Annotated in this window: 18 protein-coding genes, 1 tRNA gene and 1 pseudogene; 17 read left to right on the forward strand and 3 right to left on the reverse strand. The window is 67.5% G+C overall.

What is annotated here, in order from left to right; genetic code table 11:
- Positions 1 to 14 precede the first annotated feature (14 nt).
- The 3 genes from L540_RS12445 (at position 15) to L540_RS12455 (ending at position 2,737) form a co-directional block, all read left to right on the forward strand.
- A complete protein-coding gene (locus L540_RS12445) occupies positions 15 to 386 on the forward strand; it encodes a DUF2069 domain-containing protein (protein ID WP_043208880.1) in 372 nt (123 codons plus the stop codon).
- On the forward strand, positions 386 to 1,855 hold the full coding sequence (locus L540_RS12450) for a protein adenylyltransferase SelO (protein ID WP_043208881.1): 1,470 nt from the start codon (positions 386 to 388) through the stop codon (positions 1,853 to 1,855). The genes L540_RS12445 and L540_RS12450 overlap by 1 nt, the downstream gene beginning before the upstream one ends.
- Before the next feature lie 150 nt (positions 1,856 to 2,005).
- Positions 2,006 to 2,737, forward strand: a complete 732-nt coding sequence (locus L540_RS12455) for a response regulator transcription factor (protein ID WP_043208883.1) — start codon at positions 2,006 to 2,008, stop codon at positions 2,735 to 2,737.
- Positions 2,738 to 2,746: 9 nt separating this feature from the next.
- Here L540_RS12455 and L540_RS12460 read toward each other — a convergent pair whose 3' ends face one another.
- Positions 2,747 to 5,419 carry an EAL domain-containing protein gene (locus tag L540_RS12460; RefSeq protein ID WP_372432977.1) on the reverse strand — a complete coding sequence of 891 codons (2,673 nt, stop codon included), beginning with the start codon at positions 5,417 to 5,419 and terminating at the stop codon, positions 2,747 to 2,749.
- Between the two features lie 334 nt (positions 5,420 to 5,753).
- Here L540_RS12460 and L540_RS12465 point away from each other — a divergent pair, with 334 nt between their 5' ends.
- From L540_RS12465 to L540_RS12475, 3 genes are read left to right on the forward strand one after another with little or no spacing between them, the layout of a single operon-like run.
- Complete coding sequence (locus tag L540_RS12465; RefSeq protein WP_048026389.1) at positions 5,754 to 7,076, forward strand: putative bifunctional diguanylate cyclase/phosphodiesterase; 1,323 nt, start codon at positions 5,754 to 5,756, stop codon at positions 7,074 to 7,076.
- 39 nt (positions 7,077 to 7,115) lie between these two features.
- On the forward strand, positions 7,116 to 8,174 hold the full coding sequence (gene aroC, locus L540_RS12470; protein ID WP_043208889.1) for a chorismate synthase: 1,059 nt from the start codon (positions 7,116 to 7,118) through the stop codon (positions 8,172 to 8,174).
- Between the two features lie 28 nt (positions 8,175 to 8,202).
- The gene (locus tag L540_RS12475) at positions 8,203 to 9,021 is read left to right on the forward strand and encodes a M48 family metallopeptidase (protein ID WP_043208890.1); all 819 of its coding nucleotides are present in this window, start codon (positions 8,203 to 8,205) and stop codon (positions 9,019 to 9,021) included.
- Positions 9,022 to 9,029: 8 nt separating this feature from the next.
- Here L540_RS12475 and L540_RS12480 read toward each other — a convergent pair whose 3' ends face one another.
- On the reverse strand, positions 9,030 to 10,361 hold the full coding sequence (locus L540_RS12480; protein WP_043208892.1) for an aminotransferase-like domain-containing protein: 1,332 nt from the start codon (positions 10,359 to 10,361) through the stop codon (positions 9,030 to 9,032).
- A 90-nt stretch (positions 10,362 to 10,451) separates the two neighbouring features.
- On the opposite strand from L540_RS12480, the gene L540_RS12485 reads away from it, so the two are divergent.
- Entirely contained in the window at positions 10,452 to 11,210 is a 759-nt protein-coding gene (locus L540_RS12485) for a sulfite exporter TauE/SafE family protein (protein WP_043208894.1), read from the forward strand.
- Here L540_RS12485 and L540_RS21555 read toward each other — a convergent pair.
- Positions 11,178 to 11,858 carry a response regulator transcription factor gene (locus tag L540_RS21555; protein WP_048026375.1) on the reverse strand — a complete coding sequence of 227 codons (681 nt, stop codon included), beginning with the start codon at positions 11,856 to 11,858 and terminating at the stop codon, positions 11,178 to 11,180. The two genes, L540_RS12485 and L540_RS21555, sit on opposite strands and share 33 nt — an antisense overlap.
- 599 nt (positions 11,859 to 12,457) lie before the next feature.
- Between L540_RS21555 and leuC the strand changes: the two genes are divergently transcribed.
- From leuC to L540_RS21990, 10 genes and pseudogenes are all read left to right on the forward strand, one after another.
- Positions 12,458 to 13,861: a 3-isopropylmalate dehydratase large subunit gene (leuC, locus tag L540_RS12495; RefSeq protein ID WP_043208896.1), complete on the forward strand. Its 1,404-nt coding sequence runs from the start codon at positions 12,458 to 12,460 to the stop codon at positions 13,859 to 13,861.
- A gap of 12 nt (positions 13,862 to 13,873) precedes the next feature.
- A complete protein-coding gene (leuD, locus tag L540_RS12500) occupies positions 13,874 to 14,524 on the forward strand; it encodes a 3-isopropylmalate dehydratase small subunit (RefSeq protein WP_043208897.1) in 651 nt (216 codons plus the stop codon).
- A 77-nt stretch (positions 14,525 to 14,601) separates the two neighbouring features.
- Complete coding sequence (leuB, locus tag L540_RS12505) at positions 14,602 to 15,678, forward strand: 3-isopropylmalate dehydrogenase (RefSeq protein ID WP_043208899.1); 1,077 nt, start codon at positions 14,602 to 14,604, stop codon at positions 15,676 to 15,678.
- A gap of 146 nt (positions 15,679 to 15,824) precedes the next feature.
- Complete coding sequence (asd, locus tag L540_RS12510; protein ID WP_043208902.1) at positions 15,825 to 16,955, forward strand: aspartate-semialdehyde dehydrogenase; 1,131 nt, start codon at positions 15,825 to 15,827, stop codon at positions 16,953 to 16,955.
- Positions 16,956 to 17,130: 175 nt separating this feature from the next.
- Positions 17,131 to 18,720 (forward strand): type IV pilus assembly protein FimV, encoded by a 1,590-nt coding sequence (locus L540_RS12515; RefSeq protein WP_043208904.1) that lies wholly within the window; start codon positions 17,131 to 17,133, stop codon positions 18,718 to 18,720.
- A 7-nt stretch (positions 18,721 to 18,727) separates the two neighbouring features.
- A complete protein-coding gene (truA, locus tag L540_RS12520) occupies positions 18,728 to 19,543 on the forward strand; it encodes a tRNA pseudouridine(38-40) synthase TruA (RefSeq protein ID WP_043208906.1) in 816 nt (271 codons plus the stop codon).
- Positions 19,544 to 19,553: 10 nt separating this feature from the next.
- Entirely contained in the window at positions 19,554 to 20,624 is a 1,071-nt protein-coding gene (locus tag L540_RS12525; RefSeq protein WP_043208909.1) for a TRAP transporter substrate-binding protein, read from the forward strand.
- Between the two features lie 52 nt (positions 20,625 to 20,676).
- A complete protein-coding gene (locus L540_RS12530; protein WP_043208911.1) occupies positions 20,677 to 21,336 on the forward strand; it encodes a phosphoribosylanthranilate isomerase in 660 nt (219 codons plus the stop codon).
- 77 nt (positions 21,337 to 21,413) lie between these two features.
- Positions 21,414 to 21,490, forward strand: a tRNA-Val gene (locus L540_RS12535).
- 215 nt (positions 21,491 to 21,705) lie between these two features.
- Positions 21,706 to 21,887: pseudogene (locus L540_RS21990) on the forward strand (hypothetical protein); the annotation flags it as partial.

Raw genomic sequence — 21,887 nt, forward strand, 5'->3', positions numbered from 1 at the left:
GCGATAATAGCAGCATGCGCCCCGAACTCGATCCCAATCTGCGCCGCCTGGCCACCGCCAGCTTGCTGGCCCTGATCGTCCTCTGTCTGGCCTGGGAAACCTTCCTGGCCCCGCTGCGCCCCGGCGGCTCCTGGCTGCTGCTCAAGGCCGTGCCGCTGGCCTTTCCACTGCGCGGCGTCATCCGGGGCGATGTCTATACCTATCAATGGGCCAGCATGCTGTCGCTGCTCTACCTGATGGAAGGGGTGGTGCGCGCGATGTCCGATCCGGCGCCGCTGTCCGCCGGGCTCGGGGCGCTGGAGGCGGTGCTGGCGGCCGTATTCTTCCTGGCGGCGATTTTCTATGTCCGGCCGGCCAAGCGCGCCGCCCGGCGGGAGCGCGCCTGATGTTGCGCAAGCTGGATGAACTGACCCTCGACAACAGCTTCGCGGCCCTGCCCGAGGCGTTCTACACGCGGCTGCTGCCGCGGGCGCCGGGCAATCCGCGCCTGCTGCATGCCAATGCCGATGCGGCGGCCCTGATCGGCCTGGCGCCCGCCGAGCTGCATACGCCGGCCTTTCTGGCGGTGGTATCGGGCCAGCAGCCGCTGCCTGGCGGCGATACGCTGGCGGCGGTCTATAGCGGCCACCAGTTCGGCGTGTGGGCCGGCCAGCTGGGCGATGGCCGGGCCCATCTGCTGGGCGAGGTGGTCGGCCCCGCGGGCAACTGGGAACTGCAGCTCAAGGGAGCGGGCCTGACGCCGTATTCGCGCATGGGCGATGGCCGCGCGGTGCTGCGGTCCTCGGTGCGCGAATACCTGGCCAGCGAAGCCATGCATGGTCTGGGCATCCCGACCACGCGCGCGCTGGCGCTGGTGGTCTCCGACGATCCGGTCATGCGCGAAACGCGCGAGACCGCCGCTATCGTCACCCGGATGTCGCCCAGCTTCGTGCGCTTCGGCTCCTTCGAGCACTGGTCCGCACGCCGCGATCCCGAGCGTCTGCGCCAGCTGGCCGATTACGTCATCGACAAGTTCTACCCGGCGTGCCGCGAGGCGGCCGGCGAGCATGGCGAGCTGTTGGCGCTGTTGCGCGAGGTCAGCCAGCGCACCGCGCGGCTGATGGCCGGTTGGCAATCGGTGGGCTTCTGCCACGGGGTGATGAACACCGACAATATGTCCATCCTCGGGCTGGCCCTGGACTACGGCCCCTATGGTTTCATGGATGCGTTCCAGCTGGGCCATGTCTGCAATCACTCCGACACCGAGGGGCGCTACGCCTGGAACCGGCAGCCTTCGGTGGCCCTCTGGAATCTCTATCGCCTGGCGGGCAGCCTGCACACCCTGGTGCCGGACGCCGAAGCCCTGCGCGCCGTCCTGGCCGAGTACGAGGGCGTGTTCACGCGGGCCTTCCATGAGCGCATGGCCGCCAAACTCGGCCTGTCCGCCTGGCAGGCCGACGACGAGGCCTTGCTCGATGACCTGCTGCGGCTGATGCACGAAAGCCGTTCGGATTTCACGCTGACGTTCCGCGCCCTGGCGCGGGCCGTGCGCGGCCAGGTCGGGCAATTCCTGGATCACTTCATCGACCGCGAGGCGGCGCAGGCCTGGTGGGACCGCCTGTCGGCGCGCCATGCGGCCGATGGGCGCGCGCCGCAAGCGCGCGCCGACGGCATGGACGCGGTCAATCCCTTGTATGTCTTGCGCAACCATCTGGCCGAGCAGGCCATCCGCGCGGCCGCCCAGGGCGATGCCAGCGAAATCGAGCGCCTGCTGTCCTTGCTCAGGCAGCCTTGCCGCGCCCAGGCCGGCGCCGAAGCCTATGCCGCCTTGCCTCCGGATTGGGCGGCCGATCTGTCGGTCAGCTGTTCTTCCTGAGGGCGCGGCGCGCCTATAGCACGAAGCCGGATACCAATCTCTTTAGGAAAATCCCTCGGTCCCAGGTAGAATTTGGCAACACTATGTCATTGAGTGATGCCGAACGGGCGGGGCGGCGTCACGTCCAATTATCGGAGTCTGGGGGAAGACATGCTGTCAGTGGACGGTTTATTGCGTATTGGGCTTCTGGAAGACGACGAAGACTTTCGCGAGGAACTGACGCTCGGTCTGGAGGGCTATGGTTTCAAGGTGGCCTTCGGTTGTGGTGATTCGGTGTCCTTCCAAGAGACGGTCCAGGCGCAGCCCTGCGATATCGTCATCATCGACGCCAATGTGCCGGGCGAAGACGGCTTCTCCGTGGCGACCCGGCTGCGGGCGCACAGCCACCTGGGTATTGTGATGCTGACCGGCCGCGGCGCCCTGGAGGACCGCGTGCGCGGCCTCGAAGGCGGCGCCGACGTCTATCTCACCAAGCCTGTGGATCTTCTTGAGCTCAGTTCCGTCATCCGCAGCCTGGCGCGCCGGATGCGCCTGGCGCGGCCCGCCGCGCAGGACGGGCAGGCGGCGCAGGAGCCGGGCGCGCGCCAGCCGGGCCAGCAATGGTCGCTGCTGGAGGGCGGCTGGATCCTGGCGTGTCCGGACGGCGGCTCGCTGCACCTCAATGCCCAGGAGCGCGTGTTTCTCATGGCGTTGATGCAAAGCGCCGGCGAGGCCGTGACCCGCCAGGTGCTGGCCGAGATCATCCAGCCCGACAACCCAGGCGAATTCGAGCCGCGCCGGGTCGATGTCATGGTCAGCCGCCTGCGCGCCAAGGCGCAGTCGGCCGGTTTCAAGCTGCCCGTGCTGTCCGTGCGCGGGCAGGGCTACGTGTTCGTCGCCTGAGGCGGGCCGTCAAACCGGCTCGTCCTGCGGCGAGAGCGCGGCCAGGCCGCTGGCCGGCAGGGTGATGACAAAGCGCGCGCCCTGGCCCGGCTGGGCCTGGGCCGTGAGATTGCCCTCCTGGCTGATGCAGATCTGGCGCGCCAGATGCAGGCCCAGGCCGGCGCCCGGCGTTTCCCGGTGCGCCGAGCGCCTGAAGTGCGGCTCGAAAATCGCTTCGATCTCGTTCTCGTCCAGGCCGGGGCCATGGTCCGACACGGCCAGCCAGGCCATGGCATGCTGCGCCCCCGTGGTCGCCAGCCCCGCATCGATCAGCACAGGCTGGTTGGCGGGCGAATACTTGATCGCATTCTGGATCAGGTTGCGCAAGACCAGGGAGGTCAGCAGCGGATCGCAGAGCGCCGGCACGGCGTCTTCATTGCGCACGATCAGCGGATGGGCGCTGTCGGCCTGCATGCTCGCGCAGACGTCGTGGGCCAGCTCCGCCAGATCCACGGTTTCCAGTCTCGGCACCATGGCCTGATCGTCGCGGCGTTCGGGGCTGAGCATCTGGTCGATCATGTCTATCATGCGGCCGACGGCGCGGCGGATGCGCGCCAGGCGGCTGTCCACCTCTTGGCCGCTGCCGGCCAGGATGGTTTCCAGCGACTGCGCGGCCGCGCTGATGGTGGCGGCCGGCGTGCGCAGCTCATGCGAGAGCAGGGCCTGCAATTGGCGGTGCGATTGCAGCGCCCCGGCCATCTCGGTGAGGCGCCGGTCGCTGCGCTCCTGGCGCTTGCGCAAGGTGCTCGGCCCGGGTATGGGCGGCGGCTCGACGGGCGGCGCGGCCGGCGCGGGCGGCTCGGCGGACGGGGCGGTTTCATGGGGCAGCGCCTGCAGGACGATAAAGCCCAGGGAGGCCAGCAAGGCCGTCTGGGCGTCGTCGCTGGCCCCGGTGGCGTAGGCCGGGATGTCCAGGGCATGCGCGGTGCGCACGATGGTCGAGGCCAGTTGGCGATTGCCCGGGCTGGCGGCCAGGCCGTGCACAAAGCCGCCGTCCACTTTCACATAGGCCAGGGGCAGCTGGTGCAGCTTTTCGATGGCCGAGAACTGTTCGGACAAGCGCTGCACGCCCACTCGCGCGCCCCTGGCGGCGGCGATTTCGCACAAGGCGCGCACGGTCTCGTAATAATCGACCAGGCTGTGCGCGTCGACCTCCAGGATGAGCTGTCGGCTCTGGGCCGGGCGGTCGTCGAGCAGGGCTTGCACGCGGGCCAGGAAATGCGCCTGGGCCAGCGAGGCCTGCGCCAGGGGAAGCGCCAGCGGGCCCGCCTGCCGCGCGCGCGTGTCCAGCGCCAGGCGGATGGCCTGGATGTCGCAATCGGCGGCCAGGCCGAGGCGCGAGGCCGGGGGCATGAAGGCCGAGGCCGGCAGGGCATCCCTGCCGCGCAGCATCAGGCGGGCTTCTTCGTGCAGCAGCCGGCCCTGGCTGTCGCTGCGCGCCTGCACCTCAAGATAGAAGCGGTGTTCGTCCAGGGCCTGGGTGATGAGGTCTTGCCAGCGGTACTCTCCCTCGATGCGGCGCTCCCCGGCGACATCGGCCATTTGCAGGACATCGTTGTTGGCGGTCTCGGCGCGCATGAGCGCATTGTCCAGGCGGGCCAGGACCGAGCCGACTTCTTCGCCGGCTTCGTAGCGTCCCAGAGCGATGGCCCAGCGACACCACGCCTGCTGGCGCAGCGGCAAGCGGCGCAGCCGCAGTTCGCGGCGCACTCTTTCGCTCAGGGCCAGGGCCGGCTGGGCGGCCAGGCCCGGCAGCAGGGCGGCGAAATCCGAGCCGTTCAGGCGCGCCAGCATGGCATGCGGGCCGGCCTGCTCCTGGATGGTTTGCTGGAGCTGGGCGGCGCTCAGGCGCAGCCACTGATCGGTCGCTTCATGATGCATGCGCCGGTTGATTTCGGCCATGTCGCGCTGGCGGAAGATGAGCACATGGCCGGCGGCCTGGGGATCCTCGGCTCGCAGGATGTCGCGGAAACGGTCGAAAAACGTCTTGCGGTTGGGCAGCCGGGTGACGGCGTCCCGCATGGTTTCGTTCTCGAGCATGGCGATGCGTTGTTGCAGCCGTGCCACGACCTGCTCATGCTCCAGGCGGTTTTGCGCCAGGGCTTCGCGCACCGGCCAAAGTTCGGTGAGTTCGGCGCTTTGCCCGTCGTCATGGCCGCGCGCGGCCCGCGCCAGCGAATCCAGGGGACCCTTGCGCATCCAGGCCACCAGATGCCGCACATAGAGGCACCAGGCCAGTGTGGCCAGCAGGAGGAGGGCGGTCTGGATAAGGGCGGCGGAGATGTAGGCCCTGGGCGCCGCGTCGCCGGGGATGGCGTAGGCGACCACATGGCCCCGGCTGGCGCCGTCGGCGCTCTGGTAGGGGCTGCGGGCCAGGACGGCCAGGTCGGGGGCGGGCTCCGCGTCGGCGGCCCACAAGGGAATGCTGCGGCCCAGGGACGACTCGTCGATGCGCAGGCGCGGGCCCTCGGCGCTGGGCACGGGCAGCCGGCCCAGCCAATCCTGCGAGCTGCCCTCAAAGCGGCCGATGGCCCAGGCCAGGCTGCTGGCCGCATCCCGCGCGCGGCCGATCTGGTACGCCTCGGCATCCCGCTTTGCCGCCCAGAGGCCCGCGAGCTGGATGCCGAACAGCAGCAATCCCATCAGGAGGACGATACTGAACAAAAGATGCAATGAAAGACGCATAAGTGGCCGCTGAAGGGTCCTGGGTCCGCCGCCCGGGAGCCGGTCGGCAAGAATCAAAACATTACTGATTGTATTGGCAAATGTCGCGGGCACCACCGAAAGAATGTGGATTTAGGGACAAATACCCAGTCCTATTTGGGCCATTTCATGCATAATTCCGCTGATACCCGTTAGGGGTGCTAGGGGTCACCCTAGGGATGGGTCCGTGCCACAGAAACGGACGCTGTGCTCGCTGAAACGAGGGGGCTCCGTGGGCTTGGATGACCTGGTGAGACAGTGTCTGCTGCCGGGCATGGCGCTGATCGCCATTTGCGTGGTTTTTTTCCTGATACGGGAGCGCCGGCTTCGCAGCCGCCTTGCGCGGGATTCTTCCACCAATGCCTTGACGCCCGACAGCCTGCGCGACCGCGCCCAAAGCGCCATGGGCCGGGTCGGCCAGGGGGCGGTCTTCCTGGTCAAACTGATCCATCATCCCGCCTTGAGCGCCATGCTGGCCGTCGAGGATAACCGGGCCTTGCTCGCCATGGTGGCCGAGCGCCTGCAGCAGCAATCCGAAGACTTCCTGGTCGCGCGCTATGCCAGCGATTCCTTCCTGATCTGGGCTCCCGCCGCCCACGCCTGGGAGATTCCGGAGTTCGCGCCGCATATCCTTGAGCAGCTGTCCTGGCCCTATGAGCTGCGCGGCCAGCCCCTGATCGTCGATTTCCGCCTGGCCGCGGCCGTGTATCCGGACCATGGCGACAGTTTTGACGAACTGGAGCGCGGGGTGCAGATCGCCTTCATGCAGATGGAGGAGGATGGGCCCCACTGGAATGTCTTCGAGCCGGCCATGCTGGAGCGCCAGCGCCATTACCAGGGCCTGGAACACGATCTGCGCGTGGCCCTGGCCTCCTCATCGATGGACCAGTTCGAGATCCATTACCAGCCCGTGTTCGACACGCGCACCGGCAATATCGAGGGCTGCGAGGCGCTTTTGCGCTGGCACCATCCGGTGCACGGCAATGTCTCGCCGGCCATCGCCATCGAACTGGCCGAGCGCACCGGCCTGATCGTGGCCCTGGGCGCCTGGGTGCTGGACACGGCCTGCGCGCGGGCCGTCACCTGGCCCCCGCACTGGCGTCTGCATGTCAATCTTTCGGTGCGCCAGATGTATGCGGACGAACTGCCCATGCAGGTGGCGCATACCCTGGCCAATACCCGGCTGGCCCCGCACCGGCTGGTGCTGGAAATCACCGAATCCGTCTTCATTCTGCAGTACGAGCGTCATGTCGCCACCCTGAACGGGCTGCGCGCCCGGGGCGTGCAGGTGGCCCTGGATGATTTCGGCGCGGGCTATTCCAGCCTGACCCACCTGCGCCGCCTGCCCATAGACTGGGTCAAGGTCGACCGGGGCTTCATCGCCGAGCTGGAATCGGATACCGTCAGTCAGGAGGTGGTGTCGGCGCTCATGGGCATGTGCCGGGCGCTGGGCCTGATGGTGGTGGCCGAGGGGATAGAAACCGAGGCGCAGCGCGATATCCTGAGTCGGCTGGGCTGCCGCTATATGCAGGGCTTTCTGCTCGGCCGCCCCGTCCCCGCTCACCAGATCCGGGTCCTGGCGTCATCGGTGTCATAATCGAGCCTGCTCCAAAATCCCGCATTCCGCAGACCCGCTATGTCCGGCAATACTCTTGGTTCCCTGTTCCGCGTCACCAATTTCGGCGAATCCCATGGCCCGGCCATCGGCTGCGTTGTCGACGGCTGTCCTCCCGGGCTGCCGCTGGATGCCGCCGACATCCAGCTTGAGCTGGACCGCCGCCGCCCCGGGACCTCGCGCCATGTGACGCAGCGCCAGGAGGCCGACCAGGTCGAAATCCTGTCCGGCGTCTACGAGGGCGTGACCACGGGCACGCCCATCGGCCTGCTGATCCGCAACACCGATGCGCGCAGCAAGGATTACTCCAATATCGCCGACACCTTCCGGCCCGGCCACGCCGATTTCACCTACTGGAAGAAATTCGGCCAGCGCGATCCGCGCGGCGGCGGCCGTTCCTCGGCCCGCCTGACCGCGCCGACGGTGGCCGCCGGGGCCATCGCCAAGAAATGGCTGGCGCGCGAGCATGGCACGCGGGTGCGCGGCTATATGAGCCAGCTCGGGCCCATCGAGATCCCTTTTGTGTCCTGGGACGATGTGCCGGGCAATCCTTTCTATGCGCCCAACGCGGCCATCGTGCCCGAGCTTGAAGCCTATATGGACCAATTGCGCCGCGATGGCGATTCCATCGGCGCGCGCATCGAAGTGGTGGCCGAAAACCTGCCCGCGGGCTGGGGAGAACCCATCTATGACCGCCTGGACGCCGACATCGCGCACGCCATGATGGGCCTGAACGCCGTCAAGGGCGTGGCCCTGGGCGCGGGCTTTGCCAGCATCACGCAACGCGGCTCCGAACATGGCGACGAGATCACGCCCGAAGGCTTTCTCTCCAACCATGCCGGCGGCGTGCTGGGCGGCATCTCGACGGGCCAGCCGGTGACCGTCTCGCTGGCCATCAAGCCGACCTCCAGCATCCGGGTCGAGCGCCGTTCGGTCAACCGGGCGGGCGAGCCGGTCAGCGTGCAGACCCTGGGCCGTCACGATCCTTGCGTCGGCATCCGGGCCACGCCCATCGCCGAGGCGCTGCTGGCCCTGGTGCTGATCGACCACGCCCTGCGCCACCGCGGCCAGTGCGGCTGATCTTTGTTTCTTTGCCAAGGGGGGCCTCATGTCGACATTCCTGTCCAGATCCTGCGCGCTGCTGACGGCGGCGCTGCTTGCCGGTTGTGCCGGCATGAGCACCACGCAAACCGGCGCCGTGGGCGTCAACCGCACGCAATACATGTCCAGCCTGGTGCCCGAGGCCCAGCTCGAACAAGAAGCCAACAAGCAATACAGCGACATCATCGCCCAGGCCAAGGCCAAGGGCCTGCTGGACAAGGATGCCGCGCAACTGAGCCGCGTCAAGGCGATTTCGCAGCGGCTCATCGCCCAGACCGCGGTGTTCCGTCCGGATGCGGCCAAATGGTCCTGGGAAGTGCATGTGCTGACCTCCGACGAGGTCAACGCCTGGTGCATGCCGGGCGGCAAGATCGCCGTCTATACCGGGCTGCTGGACCAGATCAAGCCCACCGACGCCGAATTGGCCGCCGTGCTGGGCCATGAAATCGCCCATGCGCTGCGCGAGCACGCGCGCGAGCGCGTCTCGCAGCAAATGGCCACCAGCGTCGGCCTGTCCATCCTCTCGATTGCCACCGGCTCGCAGCAGGCGGCCGACCTGGGCGGGCGCCTGAGCGAAGTGATGTTCACCCTGCCCAACAGCCGCACCCATGAAAGCGAAGCCGACCTGATGGGCGTGGAGCTGGCTGCGCGCGCCGGCTACGACCCGAGGGCGGCGGTCACGCTGTGGCAGAAGATGGGCGCGGCCCAGCAGGGCAATTCGCCGCCGGAATTCCTCTCCACCCACCCTTCGGCCAGCACCCGGATCGCCGACCTGCAACAGGCCTCCCAGCGCGTGCTGCCGCTCTACGAGCAGGCGCGGCGCTAGCGGACGCTTCAGCCGCCCAGGTCGCGCAGCACCTCGACGACCCGGCCCAAGGCCTGCGCGAGGGCTTCGTGCGAGACGGAACCCAAGGCCAGCCGTATGGCATGCGGCGGCCGGCCGGTCATGGCATAGGGCGCGGCCGTGGACACCAGCACCTTGTGCTCGCGCAGGCGCATGGCGACCGCGTCGGCGCGCAGGTCCTCGGGCATGGGCAGCCAGACAAAATACGAAGCGGGATGGCGCCGGGTCTTCAGGCCCGACAGCGCTTCGGCGGCGATGGCCTGGCGCCGGCTGGCGTCGCGCCGTTTTTCGCGCTCCAGCCGGGCGACCGTGCCATCCTCCAGCCAGCGGCAGCAGATCGATGTCACCAGGCTGGGGGTGTTCCAGACCGTAGCGCGTATCGCCCGGAGGATGGCTGGCTGGTGCGCCGCCGGCGCGCGCACGAAACCAAACCGCAGGCCGGTGGCCACGCTCTTGGACAGGCTGGAGATATAGACCGTGATGTCCGGCGCCAGCGCGGCCAGGGGCGGGGGCGCGCGTTGTTCCAGAAAGGCGTAGGCGGCGTCTTCCATGAGCAGCAGGCCATGGCGGCGGGCCAGCGCGATCAGGGCCAGGCGCTGCGCCAGCGGCATGACCCAGCCCATGGGGTTGTGCAACGTGGGCATGCAGAACACCGCGCGCACCTTGCGCCGGCGGCACAGCCGCTCCAGCGCATCCAGGTCCGGGCCCGTGGCGGCCGCGGCAATGGCGACCAGTTCGAGGCGGCACAATTCGGCCACGACCTTGAAGCCCGGGTAGCTCAAGGCATCCACCGCCACCACGTCGCCGGGCTGCAGCAAGGCCAGGGCGGTCGCGGCCAGCCCGTGGATGGCCCCGCTCACGATCAAGACCTCCTCGCCCGTCACGGACAGGCCGCGGCTGCGCAAGTGCCGCGCGACAGCGGCTTTTTCATGGGGGCGGCCGCCATGAGGCTGATAGCGCAGCACCGATTCCAGCTCTCCCGCCGAGGCCGCTTGCCGCAGCGCCGTGCGCAACAGCCCGGTTTGCGCGGGCAGGGCGGGATAGTTGAAGGTCAGGTCCACCAGGTCTCCCTGGGCGACCTGCATCTCCAGGCCTTGTTCGCGCGGCAGCGGCTCGCGCACAAAGGTGCCGCGCCCGACCTCGCCGGCCACCAGCCCCATGGCTTGCAGCTCGGCATAGCAGCGGGTCGCCGTGGCCAATGAGATCCCTTCGCGGGCCGCCAGCTTGCGATGCGTGGGCAGCGCGGTTCCGGGCTTCAGCCGGCCGGCGCGGATATCGTCGGCCAGCCGGTCCACCAGCTGTTTGTAGCGAGCCTGGGGCATGGGGCAAGTGTATCCATGACAATTATTTGATTGTAATGATATGCGCGGCGTAGGATGCGCTCTCTCTTTGGCCACGGGGCGCCGCGCAGCATGGAATTGACGGTCAGCACGATTGTGATCACCTTTGCCGGTGTGTTCTTGATCTGCTTCATGAAAGGCGCCTTCGGCGGCGGCTTTGCCATCGTGGGCATTCCGCTCCTGTCCCTGGTCATGGACCCGGTGACGGCGGGCGGCCTGCTGGCGCCGCTATTCGTGGCGATGGATCTCTTCAGCCTGCGCTACTGGCGTCCCTCGACCTGGTCCCGGCCGGATCTCGTGCTGCTCGTCTCGGGATTGGTGCTGGGCATCGGCGCGGGCTATTTCCTGTTCCGGCTGCTGGATCACCGCGCCATTGCCATCGTCATGGCGGCCGTGACGCTGGCCTTTGTCGCTCTGTGGTTTCTGCGCGGCGGCGAAGTGGTGCTGCGGCCGCGCTCGTCGTCCAAGGCCATCGCCGCTGGTCTGACCTCGGGCATCACCACCATGGTCGCGCATTCGGGCGGGCCGCCGCTTGCCATGTATCTGCTGCCGCTGGGCCTGAGCAAACAGGTTTACGCGGGTACCACCAGCCTGTTCTTCACGGTGGGCAATCTGCTGAAGGCCGTGCCCTGGCTGGCGCTGTCCCGGCCGCAGGGCTCGGCCTGGATCCTGATGGCGATCTGCCTGCCGGCCATCCCGGCGGGCGTCTGGCTGGGATGGCGCCTGCACGCCAGGCTGGATCAGCGCCAGATGTACCGGGCCTGCTACGGGCTGCTCGTGGTCACCGCGCTCAAGCTGCTATGGGACGGCGTTTCCGGGTATTTGGCCTGAGCGCTTGCCGGCCGAGCCGGCCTTGGACCGGGAGACGCCATGCACCAGCAGCGCCAGTTGCAGCCTATCCGTGACGCCCAGCTTCTCGAACACCGCCGACAGGTGGGCCTTGACCGTCCGTTCCGTGATGCCGAGCAATTGCGCGATCTGGGCATTGGATCGACCGGCCGAGGCGTGGCGCGCCACCGTCTCCTCGCGTTCGGTCAACAGGCCCTGGCTCCAGTCGGCCCGCGCGCAGGCGCGCTCCTGGACTTGCTGCAGCAGGCGCTCCACCAGGGAGCGGCCCACCCAGATGCCGCCTTCGGCCACGACGCCCAACGCCTGTCCCAGCGCCGCCGGGCTGGCATAGCCATGGCAATAGCCCTGCGCGCCCGCGCCCAAGGCCTGGGCGCCTTGCTCGTCGCTGGGGCGCAGGCTGGCCACCACCAGGGCCAGGCCCTGTGTCATGGCCGCCCAGCACGGGTCCTGCCAGGCGGGACGCCGCGGCAGGTTCGCGTCGATCATGGCCAGGCCGCGGCCTTGTTCGCGCCAGCGGGCAAGGTCGGCCATCTGGCGGCCGCGCGCGGGCAGCCAACGGCGATCCAGCTGGCGCCAGTGCTGCCATAGCAGGTCGTCGTGCGTGATCAACAGGACGGGCGTCGGTTTCATGGTTCCTTCGGCGCTGGGCGCCGGCGCGGGCCTTGCGGATGTTGCTGGGGCGGCACCGGGCCGGTCTCCAGAACGCTGCCCGGGACGGGCGAGGGGCATGCGGAGCTGTCCGGGGCACGCTCGCGCGGCGAGGCCCCCGGAATCAAGAAGCGATACAAAACGTGAGCAGTCTGTATTTAAATGCCATAAGGCGCGAGTCAAGATTTGTTAACTATCTGCGGGCTCGCGGCCGCATGCGCGACATTTTTGCCGGCACGCGGGAGGAATTAATATGGCCGCTCTGGAAAATCCATAAATAAATCATAATATTGCGGGCAGCGCGAAATATTTCGCATGATTTCATATTATGTTTTTTGCGTATTTCGCGGGTCCGGATGAATACTTTCGCAAGTATATCTTGCGGATTGCCGCGTCGCCGGCGCGGCGGCGGGCGGCGTCGCCGGGCGGCGCGGGCAAGACCGCGCGAGCCTCGGCAAGGGGGTAGTGCTTGTACTAGGATAAGTGGTTGAATTGTACTAGCTTGATAGCCTGGGCATAATCGCAGCATGCCGCGCGGTCACAGCGACCGGAGGCGGTTTGCCTACCCATCAGAGCGATCCATGGCCCAAACCCTTTACGACAAACTCTGGGACGCCCACGTCGTCCACCAGGAAACAGACGGCACCTGTCTGCTCTATATCGATCGTCATCTCCTGCACGAGGTGACCAGCCCGCAGGCTTTCGAAGGGCTGACCCTCGCCGGCCGCAAGCCGTGGCGCACCAGCGCCAACCTCGCGGTGGCCGACCACAACGTGCCGACGCTGAACCGCGCGCAGGGCATCGAAGACCCCATTTCGCGCCTGCAGGTCGACACGCTGGACGCCAATTGCGATAAGTACGGCATCACCGAATTCCGCATGAATGACCTGCGCCAGGGCATCGTGCACGTGATCGGCCCGGAGCAGGGCGCCACCTTGCCCGGCATGACGGTGGTCTGCGGCGATTCGCACACCAGCACGCACGGCGCCATGGGCGCGCTGGCCTTCGGCATCGGCACCTCCGAGGTCGAGCATGTGCTGGCGACCCAGACGCTGCTCATGAAGAAAGCCAAGAGCATGCTGATCAGCGTGGACGGCGAACTGCCCTTCGGCTGTACGGCCAAGGACGTCGTGCTGCACATCATCGGCATCATCGGCACGGCCGGCGGCACGGGCCATGCCATCGAGTTCGCCGGCAGCGCCATCCGCGGCCTGTCCATGGAGGGCCGCATGACGGTCTGCAATATGGCCATCGAGGCCGGCGCGCGCTCCGGCATGGTGGCCGTCGACGACAAGACCATCGAATACTTCCGCAACCGTCCCTTCTCGCCGGTGGGCGTGCTGTGGGATCAGGCGGTCAATTACTGGCGCACCCTGCATTCCGACGAAGGCGCCAAGTTCGACCGCGTCATCCGCATCGACGCCAAGGAAATCAAGCCGCAGGTGACCTGGGGCACGTCGCCCGAAATGGTGCTGCCGGTCGATGGCCGCGTGCCCGATCCCGAGCGCGAGAAAGACGAAGTCAAGCGCAGCGGCATGGAGCGCGCCCTGCAGTACATGGGCCTGACGCCCAATACCCCGTTGGTCGATATCCGCGTCGACCGCGTGTTCATCGGTTCGTGCACCAACTCGCGCATCGAGGATCTGCGCGCCGCGGCCGCGGTGGCCCGCGGCAAGCGCGTGGCGGCCAATGTGCGCCAGGCCATGGTGGTGCCGGGCTCGGGCCTGGTCAAGCAGCAGGCCGAGCGCGAAGGCCTGGACAAGATCTTCATCGACGCCGGCTTTGAATGGCGCGAACCGGGCTGCTCCATGTGCCTGGCCATGAACGCCGACCGCCTGGAGCCGGGCGAGCGCTGCGCTTCGACCTCCAACCGCAATTTCGAGGGCCGCCAGGGGCAGGGCGGACGCACCCACCTGGTCAGCCCGGCCATGGCCGCGGCCGCCGCGGTGGCCGGCCATTTCGTTGACGTGCGCAGCTATCGCTGAGCGGGGATATTCATGCAAGCATTCACTTTTCACGAAGGGTTGGTCGCGCCGCTGGATCGCGAGAACGTCGACACCGACCTCATCATTCCGAAGCAGTTCCTGAAATCGATCAAGCGCACGGGCTTCGGCCCGAATCTGTTCGACGAGCTGCGCTATCTGGACCATGGCGAACCGGGCATGGACAACAGCAAGCGTCCGCTCAACCCGGATTTCGTGCTGAACCAGCCGCGCTACCAGGGCGCTTCGGTGCTCTTGGCCCGCAAGAACTTCGGCTGCGGCTCCAGCCGCGAGCACGCGCCCTGGGCGCTGCAGCAATACGGCTTTCGCGCCATCATCGCGCCGTCGTATGCCGATATCTTCTTCAACAACAGCTTCAAGAACGGCCTGCTGCCGATTATCCTGACGGAGCTGGAAGTCGCGCGCCTGTTCGATGAGGTCAAGGCCTTCCCGGGCTACAAACTGAAGATCGACCTGGAGCGCCAGGTGGTCATCGGCGCCGATGGCCGCGAAATGGGCTTCGAGATCGACGCCTTCCGCAAGTATTGCCTGCTCAATGGCTTTGACGACATCGGGCTGACCCTGCGCCAATCCGACAAGATCCGCGCCTTCGAGGCAGAGCGCCTGGCGCGCCATCCCTGGCTGGAAAGCCGGCCGGTGGCTTGAGCGCCGCGCCGCCCTTGCCGCGCAAACCGGGCATCGTGGCGATGCCCGGTGTTTTTTAGCTACCTACAGGAATTTCCATGACTCAGAAAATCGCAGTCCTTCCCGGCGACGGGATCGGCCCGGAAATCGTCGAGCAGGCGGTGCGCGTCCTCAAGGCGCTGGACCTGCCGCTGGAACTGAGCGAAGCCAAGGTCGGCGGCGCCGCCTTCGACGAATTCGAGCACCCGCTGCCCCCGGCCACGCTGGAGCTGGCCAAGACCTCGCGCGCCGTGCTGTTCGGCGCCGTGGGCGACTGGAAGTACGACAGCCTGCCGCGCGAGTTCCGCCCCGAACAGGCCATCCTGGGCCTGCGCAAGGCCCTGGGCCTGTTCGCCAACCTGCGTCCGGCCATCCTCTATCCCGAGCTGGCCAGCGCGTCCTCGCTCAAGCCCGAGATCGTCGCCGGCCTGGACATCGTCATCATCCGCGAACTGACCGGCGATATCTATTTCGGCACCCCGCGCGGCGTGCGCAGCTCGCCCGACGGCCAATTCGCCGGCGAGCGCGAAGGCTATGACACCATGCGCTATGCCGAGTCCGAAGTGCGCCGCATCGCCCGCGTCGGCTTCGAGACGGCCCGCAAGCGCAACAAAAAGCTCTGCAGCGTGGACAAGGCCAACGTGCTGGAGACCTCGCAGTTCTGGCGCGATCTGGTCATCGAGACCGCGCGCGACTATCCGGACGTGGAGCTGTCGCATATGTATGTCGACAATGCCGCCATGCAGCTGGTGCGCAACCCGCGCCAGTTCGACGTCATTGTGACCGGCAATCTGTTTGGCGACATCCTGTCGGACGAGGCCGCCATGCTCACCGGTTCCATCGGCATGCTGCCTTCGGCCTCGCTGAACGCCGGCGGCCAGGGCCTGTACGAGCCCAGCCATGGCTCGGCGCCGGACATCGCCGGCAAGGGCATCGCCAATCCGCTGGCGACCATTCTGTCGGCCGCGATGCTGCTGCGCTACTCCCTGGACCAGGCCGCGCAGGCCGACCGCGTCGAGGCGGCGGTGCGCAAGGTGCTGGCCCAGGGCCTGCGCACGGCGGACATCCACGAGGCGGGCACCACCAAGGTCAGCACCGCGCAAATGGGCGATGCCGTCCTGAAGGCGCTGGGCTGAGCGCCGGCCGGGCCGGCGGCTGGCCGTCGGTCCGGTGTGACACGTCCCCGAATTGCGAGGGTGCAATGCAGCATTGCGCCTCGCATTCTGATAAATTGCTGTAGTTCATCCCATTTTTTCATTCCAGACCCCTAAAGAGCCCAGAAATGACGCAAGCAGTAGGCCTCGTCGGTTGGCGCGGCATGGTCGGTTCGGTTCTCATGCAGCGCATGCGTGAGGAGAACGACTTCGCACTGATCGACCCCGTGTTCTTCTCCACCAGCAACGCCGGTGGCGCCGCGCCCAAATGGGCCGAAGGCGCCGGCCCGCTGCAAGACGCAAACGATATCGAGGCCCTCAAGAAACTGCCCATCATCGTGACTGCGCAAGGTGGCGATTACACCACCGAGGTCTATCCCAAGCTGCGCGCCGCGGGCTGGAAGGGCATCTGGATCGACGCGGCCAGCACGCTGCGCATGGCCGATGACGCCATCATCGTGCTGGACCCGGTCAACCGTCCGGTCATCGACGCCGCCCTCAAGCGTGGCGTGCGCAACTTCGTCGGCGGCAACTGCACCGTCAGCTGCATGCTGATGGGCCTGGCCGGTCTGTTCAACAACGACCTGGTCGAATGGATGACCTCCATGACCTACCAGGCCGCTTCGGGCGGCGGCGCGCAGCACATGCGCGAACTGCTCAACCAGTTCGGCCTCCTGAACCAGGCCGTCAAGCCGCTGCTGGACGATCCGGCCTCGGCCATCCTGGACATCGACCGCGGCATCCTGGCCAAGCAGAAAGACGCCAGCCTGCCCCGCGAACACTTCGGCGTGCCGCTGGGCGGCAACCTGATTCCCTGGATCGACAAGGACCTGGGCAACGGCATGTCGCGCGAAGAATGGAAGGGCGAGGCCGAGACCAACAAGATCCTCGGCCGCGGCGCAGCCTTCGGCACGCCCGCCACGCCCATCGACGGCCTGTGCGTGCGCATCGGCGCCATGCGCTGCCACAGCCAGGCGCTGACCATCAAGCTCAAGCGCGATGTGCCGCTCGACGAGATCGAGGACATGATCGCCGCCGGCACGCAGTGGGCCAAGGTCGTGCCCAACACCAAGGAAGCCACGGTCGAGCAACTGACCCCGGTGGCCGTGACCGGCACGCTGGACATTCCGGTCGGACGCCTGCGCAAGCTCTCCATGGGCCCGCAATACCTGGGCGCCTTCACGGTGGGCGATCAATTGCTGTGGGGCGCCGCCGAGCCGCTGCGCCGCATGCTGCGCATCGCGCTGTCCGAGGCCTGAGCCCGCGCGGGTTCGCCTGCAGCAAAGGGCGCCTCCGGGCGCCCTTTGTTATTGGGCGCGATGCCCTGTTTACTATCTGGTACGTTGAATGAATATGTTCGGTTTATGAATCCTCTTTGATCCATTACACTTTTCCCCTGCATTGCCCTGGTTCAGAACACGGAAATCACACCATATGAGTTCGCGCCATTCGCAGCACCGCCTTTCTCCGCAGATCTGCCGCAAGCGCGGCCTGGCCCTTGCGCTTGCCATGGCCCTGGGCGCCACATGGGGGTGGAGCGCGCAGGCGGCCCGGCTGGGGCATGCCCGGGTGGTGTCCGCCCCGGGCGAGCCCTTGCGCGTGGCGCTGCCCCTGACCGAACTCAGCCCCGACGAAGCGCAAAGCCTGCAAGTGTCGCTGGCCGATGCCGCCGACTGGCAGCGCGCCGGCCTGACGCCGCCCGCGCCGCTGTCGTCGCTCAGCCTGCAGACCCAGGCTTCGCGCGACAGCACCCGCCGCGATCTACTCATGGTCTCGCCCCAGCCCATGCAGGGCGATGCCGTCGATGTCTTGCTCAATCTGCGCACCAGCGCCGGGCAGCGCTTGGTGCAGGTGACGGTGCTGGTGCCCAAGGGAGCGCCCAAGGTGCAACCGGCCCAGCTCGGCGCGGCGCGGCCGGCCGCGGCGCAGGCCGGGGGGAGCAGCGTGCATGTGCGCCGGGGCGACACGCTTTACAACATCGCCCAGCGCCACCCCGTGGCCGGCGCCAATATCCACCAGATGCTGGTGGCCCTGTGGCGCGCCAACCCCAATGCCTTCATCGGCGACAACATGAACCGCCTGAAGGCCGGCGCCGACCTGGCCCTGCCCGATGCGGACACGGTGCGCGCCATCGACCCGGCCGAGGCGCGCCGGATCTATATCGAACAGGTCGAGGCCTATGCGCGCTACCGCGCCGGCCTGGGCCAGGCCGCGGGCGGCACGCGCGTGAGCGCCGGGGCGGCCAGCGCGGGCAAGGTCGGCGGCGGCGACACGCCGGCCGGCGCCAGCGCCGCCTCGTCCCAGGACCGCCTGCGCCTGTCCGGCGCGCCGGCCGACGCCGATGCCAAGGGCGACAGCAAGGCCTCGGACGCCCATGCCCTGGCCGATGCCCGTGGGCGGGTCGATACGCTGCAATCGAATGTCGAGGCCCTGAAACAAGCGGGCGCGGGGCGCGACGGCGCCAGCGATGGCGCCGTCGGCGCGGCCGGCAAGGCCGCGGGCGCGGCGGCGGCCGCATTGGCCGGGGCCAGCCCGGCGCCCAAGGATGCCGAGAACGCGGGTGCGGCGCCAGCCGATGGCGCCGGCCAGCAGGCCGATGCCGCCAAGGGCGCCGCCTCGGCGCCGGCCGGTGGCGGGGCGGCCGCCCCGGGCGCCGCGACAGGGGCCGCGGCCTCGGGCGGCACGCCGGGCCAGAACGCGGCCGGACCGGCCGGGCAGCCGGCGGCGCCCGCGGGCGACACCGCGGGCGACAAGGCCGCGGCAAACAAGCCCGCCGACGCCAGCGGCTTGCCCGCCTGGCTGGCGGACAATCTGCTGGCCATCGTGACGGCGGTGCTGGCCCTGCTGGTGCTCGTCATCGCCTTCGCGCTGCGGCGGGCGGGCACCCGCCGCGACGAAGACAACGAAGAAAGCCCCTATTCGGAGGCGCCGCGCCTGGACGACGAAGCCCTGAACAAGCGGTTGCACACCATCAATCTAGACCTGGACCAGCCGCCCCCGGACGAGCCAGGACGCCGGACCTGATTTTTTCATGACACGCATTGCATTGGGGCTGTCCTATGACGGCTCCAGCTGGCAGGGTTGGCAAACCCAGCCGCACGGGCAGACCGTGCAAGACACGCTGGAAACGGCCTTGGGCCAGTTTGCCGGCACCGGGCTGGGGCTGCCCACCATATGCGCGGGGCGCACCGATACCGGCGTGCATGCGGCCATGCAGGTGGTGCATTTGGATACCGAGCTGGCCCGCCGGCCCGAGTCCTGGGTGCGCGGCGTGAACGCCTTTTTGCCGCCCAGCATTTCCGTCCATTGGGCCCGCGAAGTCCCCGACGATTTCCATGCGCGCTTTTCGGCGCGCTCGCGCAGCTATGTCTACCTGCTCTGGCGCGGCAGGGTGCGCCCGGCCTTGTGGGCCGGACGGGCCGGATGGTGTTTCCAGCCCCTGGATGTGGCGGCCATGCGCCAGGCGGCGCGGGCGCTGCTGGGCGAGCATGACTACTCCAGCTTCCGGTCGTCGCAGTGCCAGGCGCGCCACCCGGTGCGCACCATGACCCGCCTGGACATCGCCGAACGCGGCGACTTCCTGGTGTTCAGCTTGCAGGCCAATGCTTTCCTGCATCACATGGTGCGCAACATCATGGGCGCCTTGCTCCAGATCGGGCAGGGACGCCAGCCCGTGGCCTGGATGGCCGAGCTGCTGGCCGCGCGGGACCGGCGCCAGGGCGCGCCCACATTCGCTCCCGACGGCCTGTATCTGTCGGCCATCGAGTATCCGCGGACTTTCGCGTTGGCGGAACTGGATGGCGGCGCCGCCTTCCTGGCGCCGTTCACCTCGGCCTTCGATTCCTAAGGAGAGAGCCATGCGGCGCCGTTCCTTCCTCAAGCAAGCCGTGATAGGGGCAGGGGGCGCGGCGGTCGCCGCGCCGGTGTTCGCGCAGGACGCGCCGGTCCTGCACTGGCGCCTGGCCTCGGGCTTCCCGCGCCAGGCCGACGCCATCTATGCCGGGGGCGAAGACTTCGCCAACTACCTCTCCCAGGCCACCGGCGGCAAGTTCTCCATCCAGGTCTTCCCCGCGGTCCTGAACGTGCTGCAGGCCGTGGGCGAGGCCAGCGTCGAATGCGGGCATACCGCTTCCTCCTACTACTACGACATCGATCCGGCGCTGTGTTTCGACGGCGCCATCCCCTTCGGCCTGAACACGCGCCAGATGAATGCCTGGATGCGCCAGGGCGATGGGCTGGCGCTGCTGCGCGAGCGCTTCGGCCAGCACGGCATCATCAACTTCCCCTGCGGCTATACCGGCGCGCAGATGGGCGGCTGGTTCCGCCGGGAAATCAAGACCAGCGCGGATTTCAAGGCCCTGAAACTGCGGGCCAGCCCCTTCGCCGGCGCCGTGCTCGCCCGCCTCGGCGCCCAGCCCCAGTCCATCCCGGCCGCCGGCATCCGCGCCGCGCTCGAAGCGGGCAGCATCGACGCCGCCGAATGGATAGGCCCATACGACGACGAAAAACTGGGTCTGCACAAAGCCGCGCCCAACTACTATTTCCCCGGCTGGTGGGAAGGCACGCTGCAGGCCTCGCTCTATATCAACCTGGACGCCTACCAGGCCCTGCCCAAGACCTACCAGGCCGCCATCGCCCAGGCCAGCGCCGCCGCCACCCAGGACATGATCGCCCGCTACGACGCCGAAAACCCCGCGGCCCTGCGCCGCCTGGTCGGCGAAGGCGCCCAGCTCAAGGCCTTCCCCGTGCCCGTGCTGCAAGCCTGTCACGAAGCATCCATCGCGCTATGCGAGGCGCTGGCCGCCCAGGACCCTGGCTTCAAGCAGCTGCACGACAGCATGACGGCCTTCCGCGACAAAACCATCCCCTGGCTGCGCCTGTCCGAAGGCAGCTACGACGGCTTCATGAGCACCCGGGGCGCCCGCTAGCTTCATCAAGTAAGCTGTAGGCATCGCCACAATGGAATTACAGGTAGCACCCATGCGAACGCGCGTGAAAATCTGCGGCTTGACCCGCGAAGCCGACATTGCCCAGGCCGTCCAGGCCGGCGCCGATGCTATCGGCTTTGTCTGCTATGCGGGCAGCAAACGCCACGTCGATCTCAAGCGCGCCGCGCAACTTCGCCGCGAAGTCCCGGCCTTTGTCAGCGTGGTCACGCTCTTCGTCAACCCGAGCGACGACGACGTCCGCGCCGTGCTCGACGAAGTCGGTCCCGACCTGCTGCAATTCCATGGCGACGAAAGCCCCGAAGACTGCGCGCGCCACGGCCACCGCTTCCTGCGCGCCTTTCGCGTCGGCGGCCCCGGCCTCGACACCTCCGACGCCGTCGCGGCCGCCTGCCGGCCCTACCGCCATGCCGCCGGCTGGCTGTTCGACAGCTACAGCGCCGGCTTTGGCGGCAGCGGCCTGACCTTCGACCACAGGCTGCTGGCCGGCGTGCAGGCCGACCCCCAGGCCCGGCCCATCGTCCTGGCCGGCGGTCTCAACCCCGCCAACATCGAAGAAGCCATCCGCCTCGTCCGTCCCTGGGCGGTCGACGTCAGCAGCGGCGTGGAGTCCGCGCCCGGCCTGAAGGCCGCCGACAAAGTCGGCGCCTTCATCCGGTCAGTAAAAAAAGTGGACGATGACTTGCACGCCTAAAAAAACCTCTATATAATTCTTTTTCTTCGCTGAACGAACGCAGCAACGCGAAAAACAGCGAAGCAAAAACCGAATTTAGGCGGTTAGCTCAGATGGTTAGAGCGCCACGTTGACATCGTGGAGGTCGTTGGTTCGATTCCAATACCGCCTACCAAATACCGCAAAGTGCTGTGAAGCACGGCAAAGAAAAAGCCGCTAGGTCAATGACCAGCGGCTTTTTTGTTTTGTCTGAGTTATCTCGCGTCGGTCCTCCGGCTACCCTCGTCAGCGCTCAGGGCGAACGGGATATGGGGAGGCACGGGTTATCTCAACTTGTTAAAGTACCGTCACGACCCTGGGACTTGGCCCTCTCACCATTCAGGAGAAGCAATGAAAAGGACAGGAAAGGTCGCGTTGGCGGTGCTGTGCGCTGCGATGGTGGCGGGCTGCAAGACGACAGTCGAAACTGAAGTCAGCCTGACCGATTTGCTGAGCTCGCCGACCAAGCAGCTTGCCGGTGTTGCGCGCAAAGTAATAATGAGCCACTTCGCGCAAAGTAAATCTGAGCCACC

Source organism: Bordetella pseudohinzii (assembly GCF_000657795.2).
GTDB lineage: Bacteria > Pseudomonadota > Gammaproteobacteria > Burkholderiales > Burkholderiaceae_B > Bordetella > Bordetella pseudohinzii.

What these genes read in the sequence shown, in the direction of transcription:
- L540_RS12445 (WP_043208880.1), top strand. Translation starts at nt 15, where the DNA reads ATGCGCCCCGAACTCGATCCCAATCTGCGCCGCCTGGCCACCGCCAGC.
- L540_RS12450 (WP_043208881.1), top strand. Translation starts at nt 386, where the DNA reads ATGTTGCGCAAGCTGGATGAACTGACCCTCGACAACAGCTTCGCGGCC.
- L540_RS12455 (WP_043208883.1), top strand. Translation starts at nt 2,006, where the DNA reads ATGCTGTCAGTGGACGGTTTATTGCGTATTGGGCTTCTGGAAGACGAC.
- L540_RS12460 (WP_372432977.1), bottom strand. Translation starts at nt 5,419, where the DNA reads ATGGGATTGCTGCTGTTCGGCATCCAGCTCGCGGGCCTCTGGGCGGCA.
- L540_RS12465 (WP_048026389.1), top strand. Translation starts at nt 5,754, where the DNA reads ATGGCGCTGATCGCCATTTGCGTGGTTTTTTTCCTGATACGGGAGCGC.
- aroC (WP_043208889.1), top strand. Translation starts at nt 7,116, where the DNA reads ATGTCCGGCAATACTCTTGGTTCCCTGTTCCGCGTCACCAATTTCGGC.
- L540_RS12475 (WP_043208890.1), top strand. Translation starts at nt 8,203, where the DNA reads ATGTCGACATTCCTGTCCAGATCCTGCGCGCTGCTGACGGCGGCGCTG.
- L540_RS12480 (WP_043208892.1), bottom strand. Translation starts at nt 10,361, where the DNA reads ATGCCCCAGGCTCGCTACAAACAGCTGGTGGACCGGCTGGCCGACGAT.
- L540_RS12485 (WP_043208894.1), top strand. Translation starts at nt 10,452, where the DNA reads ATGGAATTGACGGTCAGCACGATTGTGATCACCTTTGCCGGTGTGTTC.
- L540_RS21555 (WP_048026375.1), bottom strand. Translation starts at nt 11,858, where the DNA reads ATGAAACCGACGCCCGTCCTGTTGATCACGCACGACGACCTGCTATGG.
- leuC (WP_043208896.1), top strand. Translation starts at nt 12,458, where the DNA reads ATGGCCCAAACCCTTTACGACAAACTCTGGGACGCCCACGTCGTCCAC.
- leuD (WP_043208897.1), top strand. Translation starts at nt 13,874, where the DNA reads ATGCAAGCATTCACTTTTCACGAAGGGTTGGTCGCGCCGCTGGATCGC.
- leuB (WP_043208899.1), top strand. Translation starts at nt 14,602, where the DNA reads ATGACTCAGAAAATCGCAGTCCTTCCCGGCGACGGGATCGGCCCGGAA.
- asd (WP_043208902.1), top strand. Translation starts at nt 15,825, where the DNA reads ATGACGCAAGCAGTAGGCCTCGTCGGTTGGCGCGGCATGGTCGGTTCG.
- L540_RS12515 (WP_043208904.1), top strand. Translation starts at nt 17,131, where the DNA reads ATGAGTTCGCGCCATTCGCAGCACCGCCTTTCTCCGCAGATCTGCCGC.
- truA (WP_043208906.1), top strand. Translation starts at nt 18,728, where the DNA reads ATGACACGCATTGCATTGGGGCTGTCCTATGACGGCTCCAGCTGGCAG.
- L540_RS12525 (WP_043208909.1), top strand. Translation starts at nt 19,554, where the DNA reads ATGCGGCGCCGTTCCTTCCTCAAGCAAGCCGTGATAGGGGCAGGGGGC.
- L540_RS12530 (WP_043208911.1), top strand. Translation starts at nt 20,677, where the DNA reads ATGCGAACGCGCGTGAAAATCTGCGGCTTGACCCGCGAAGCCGACATT.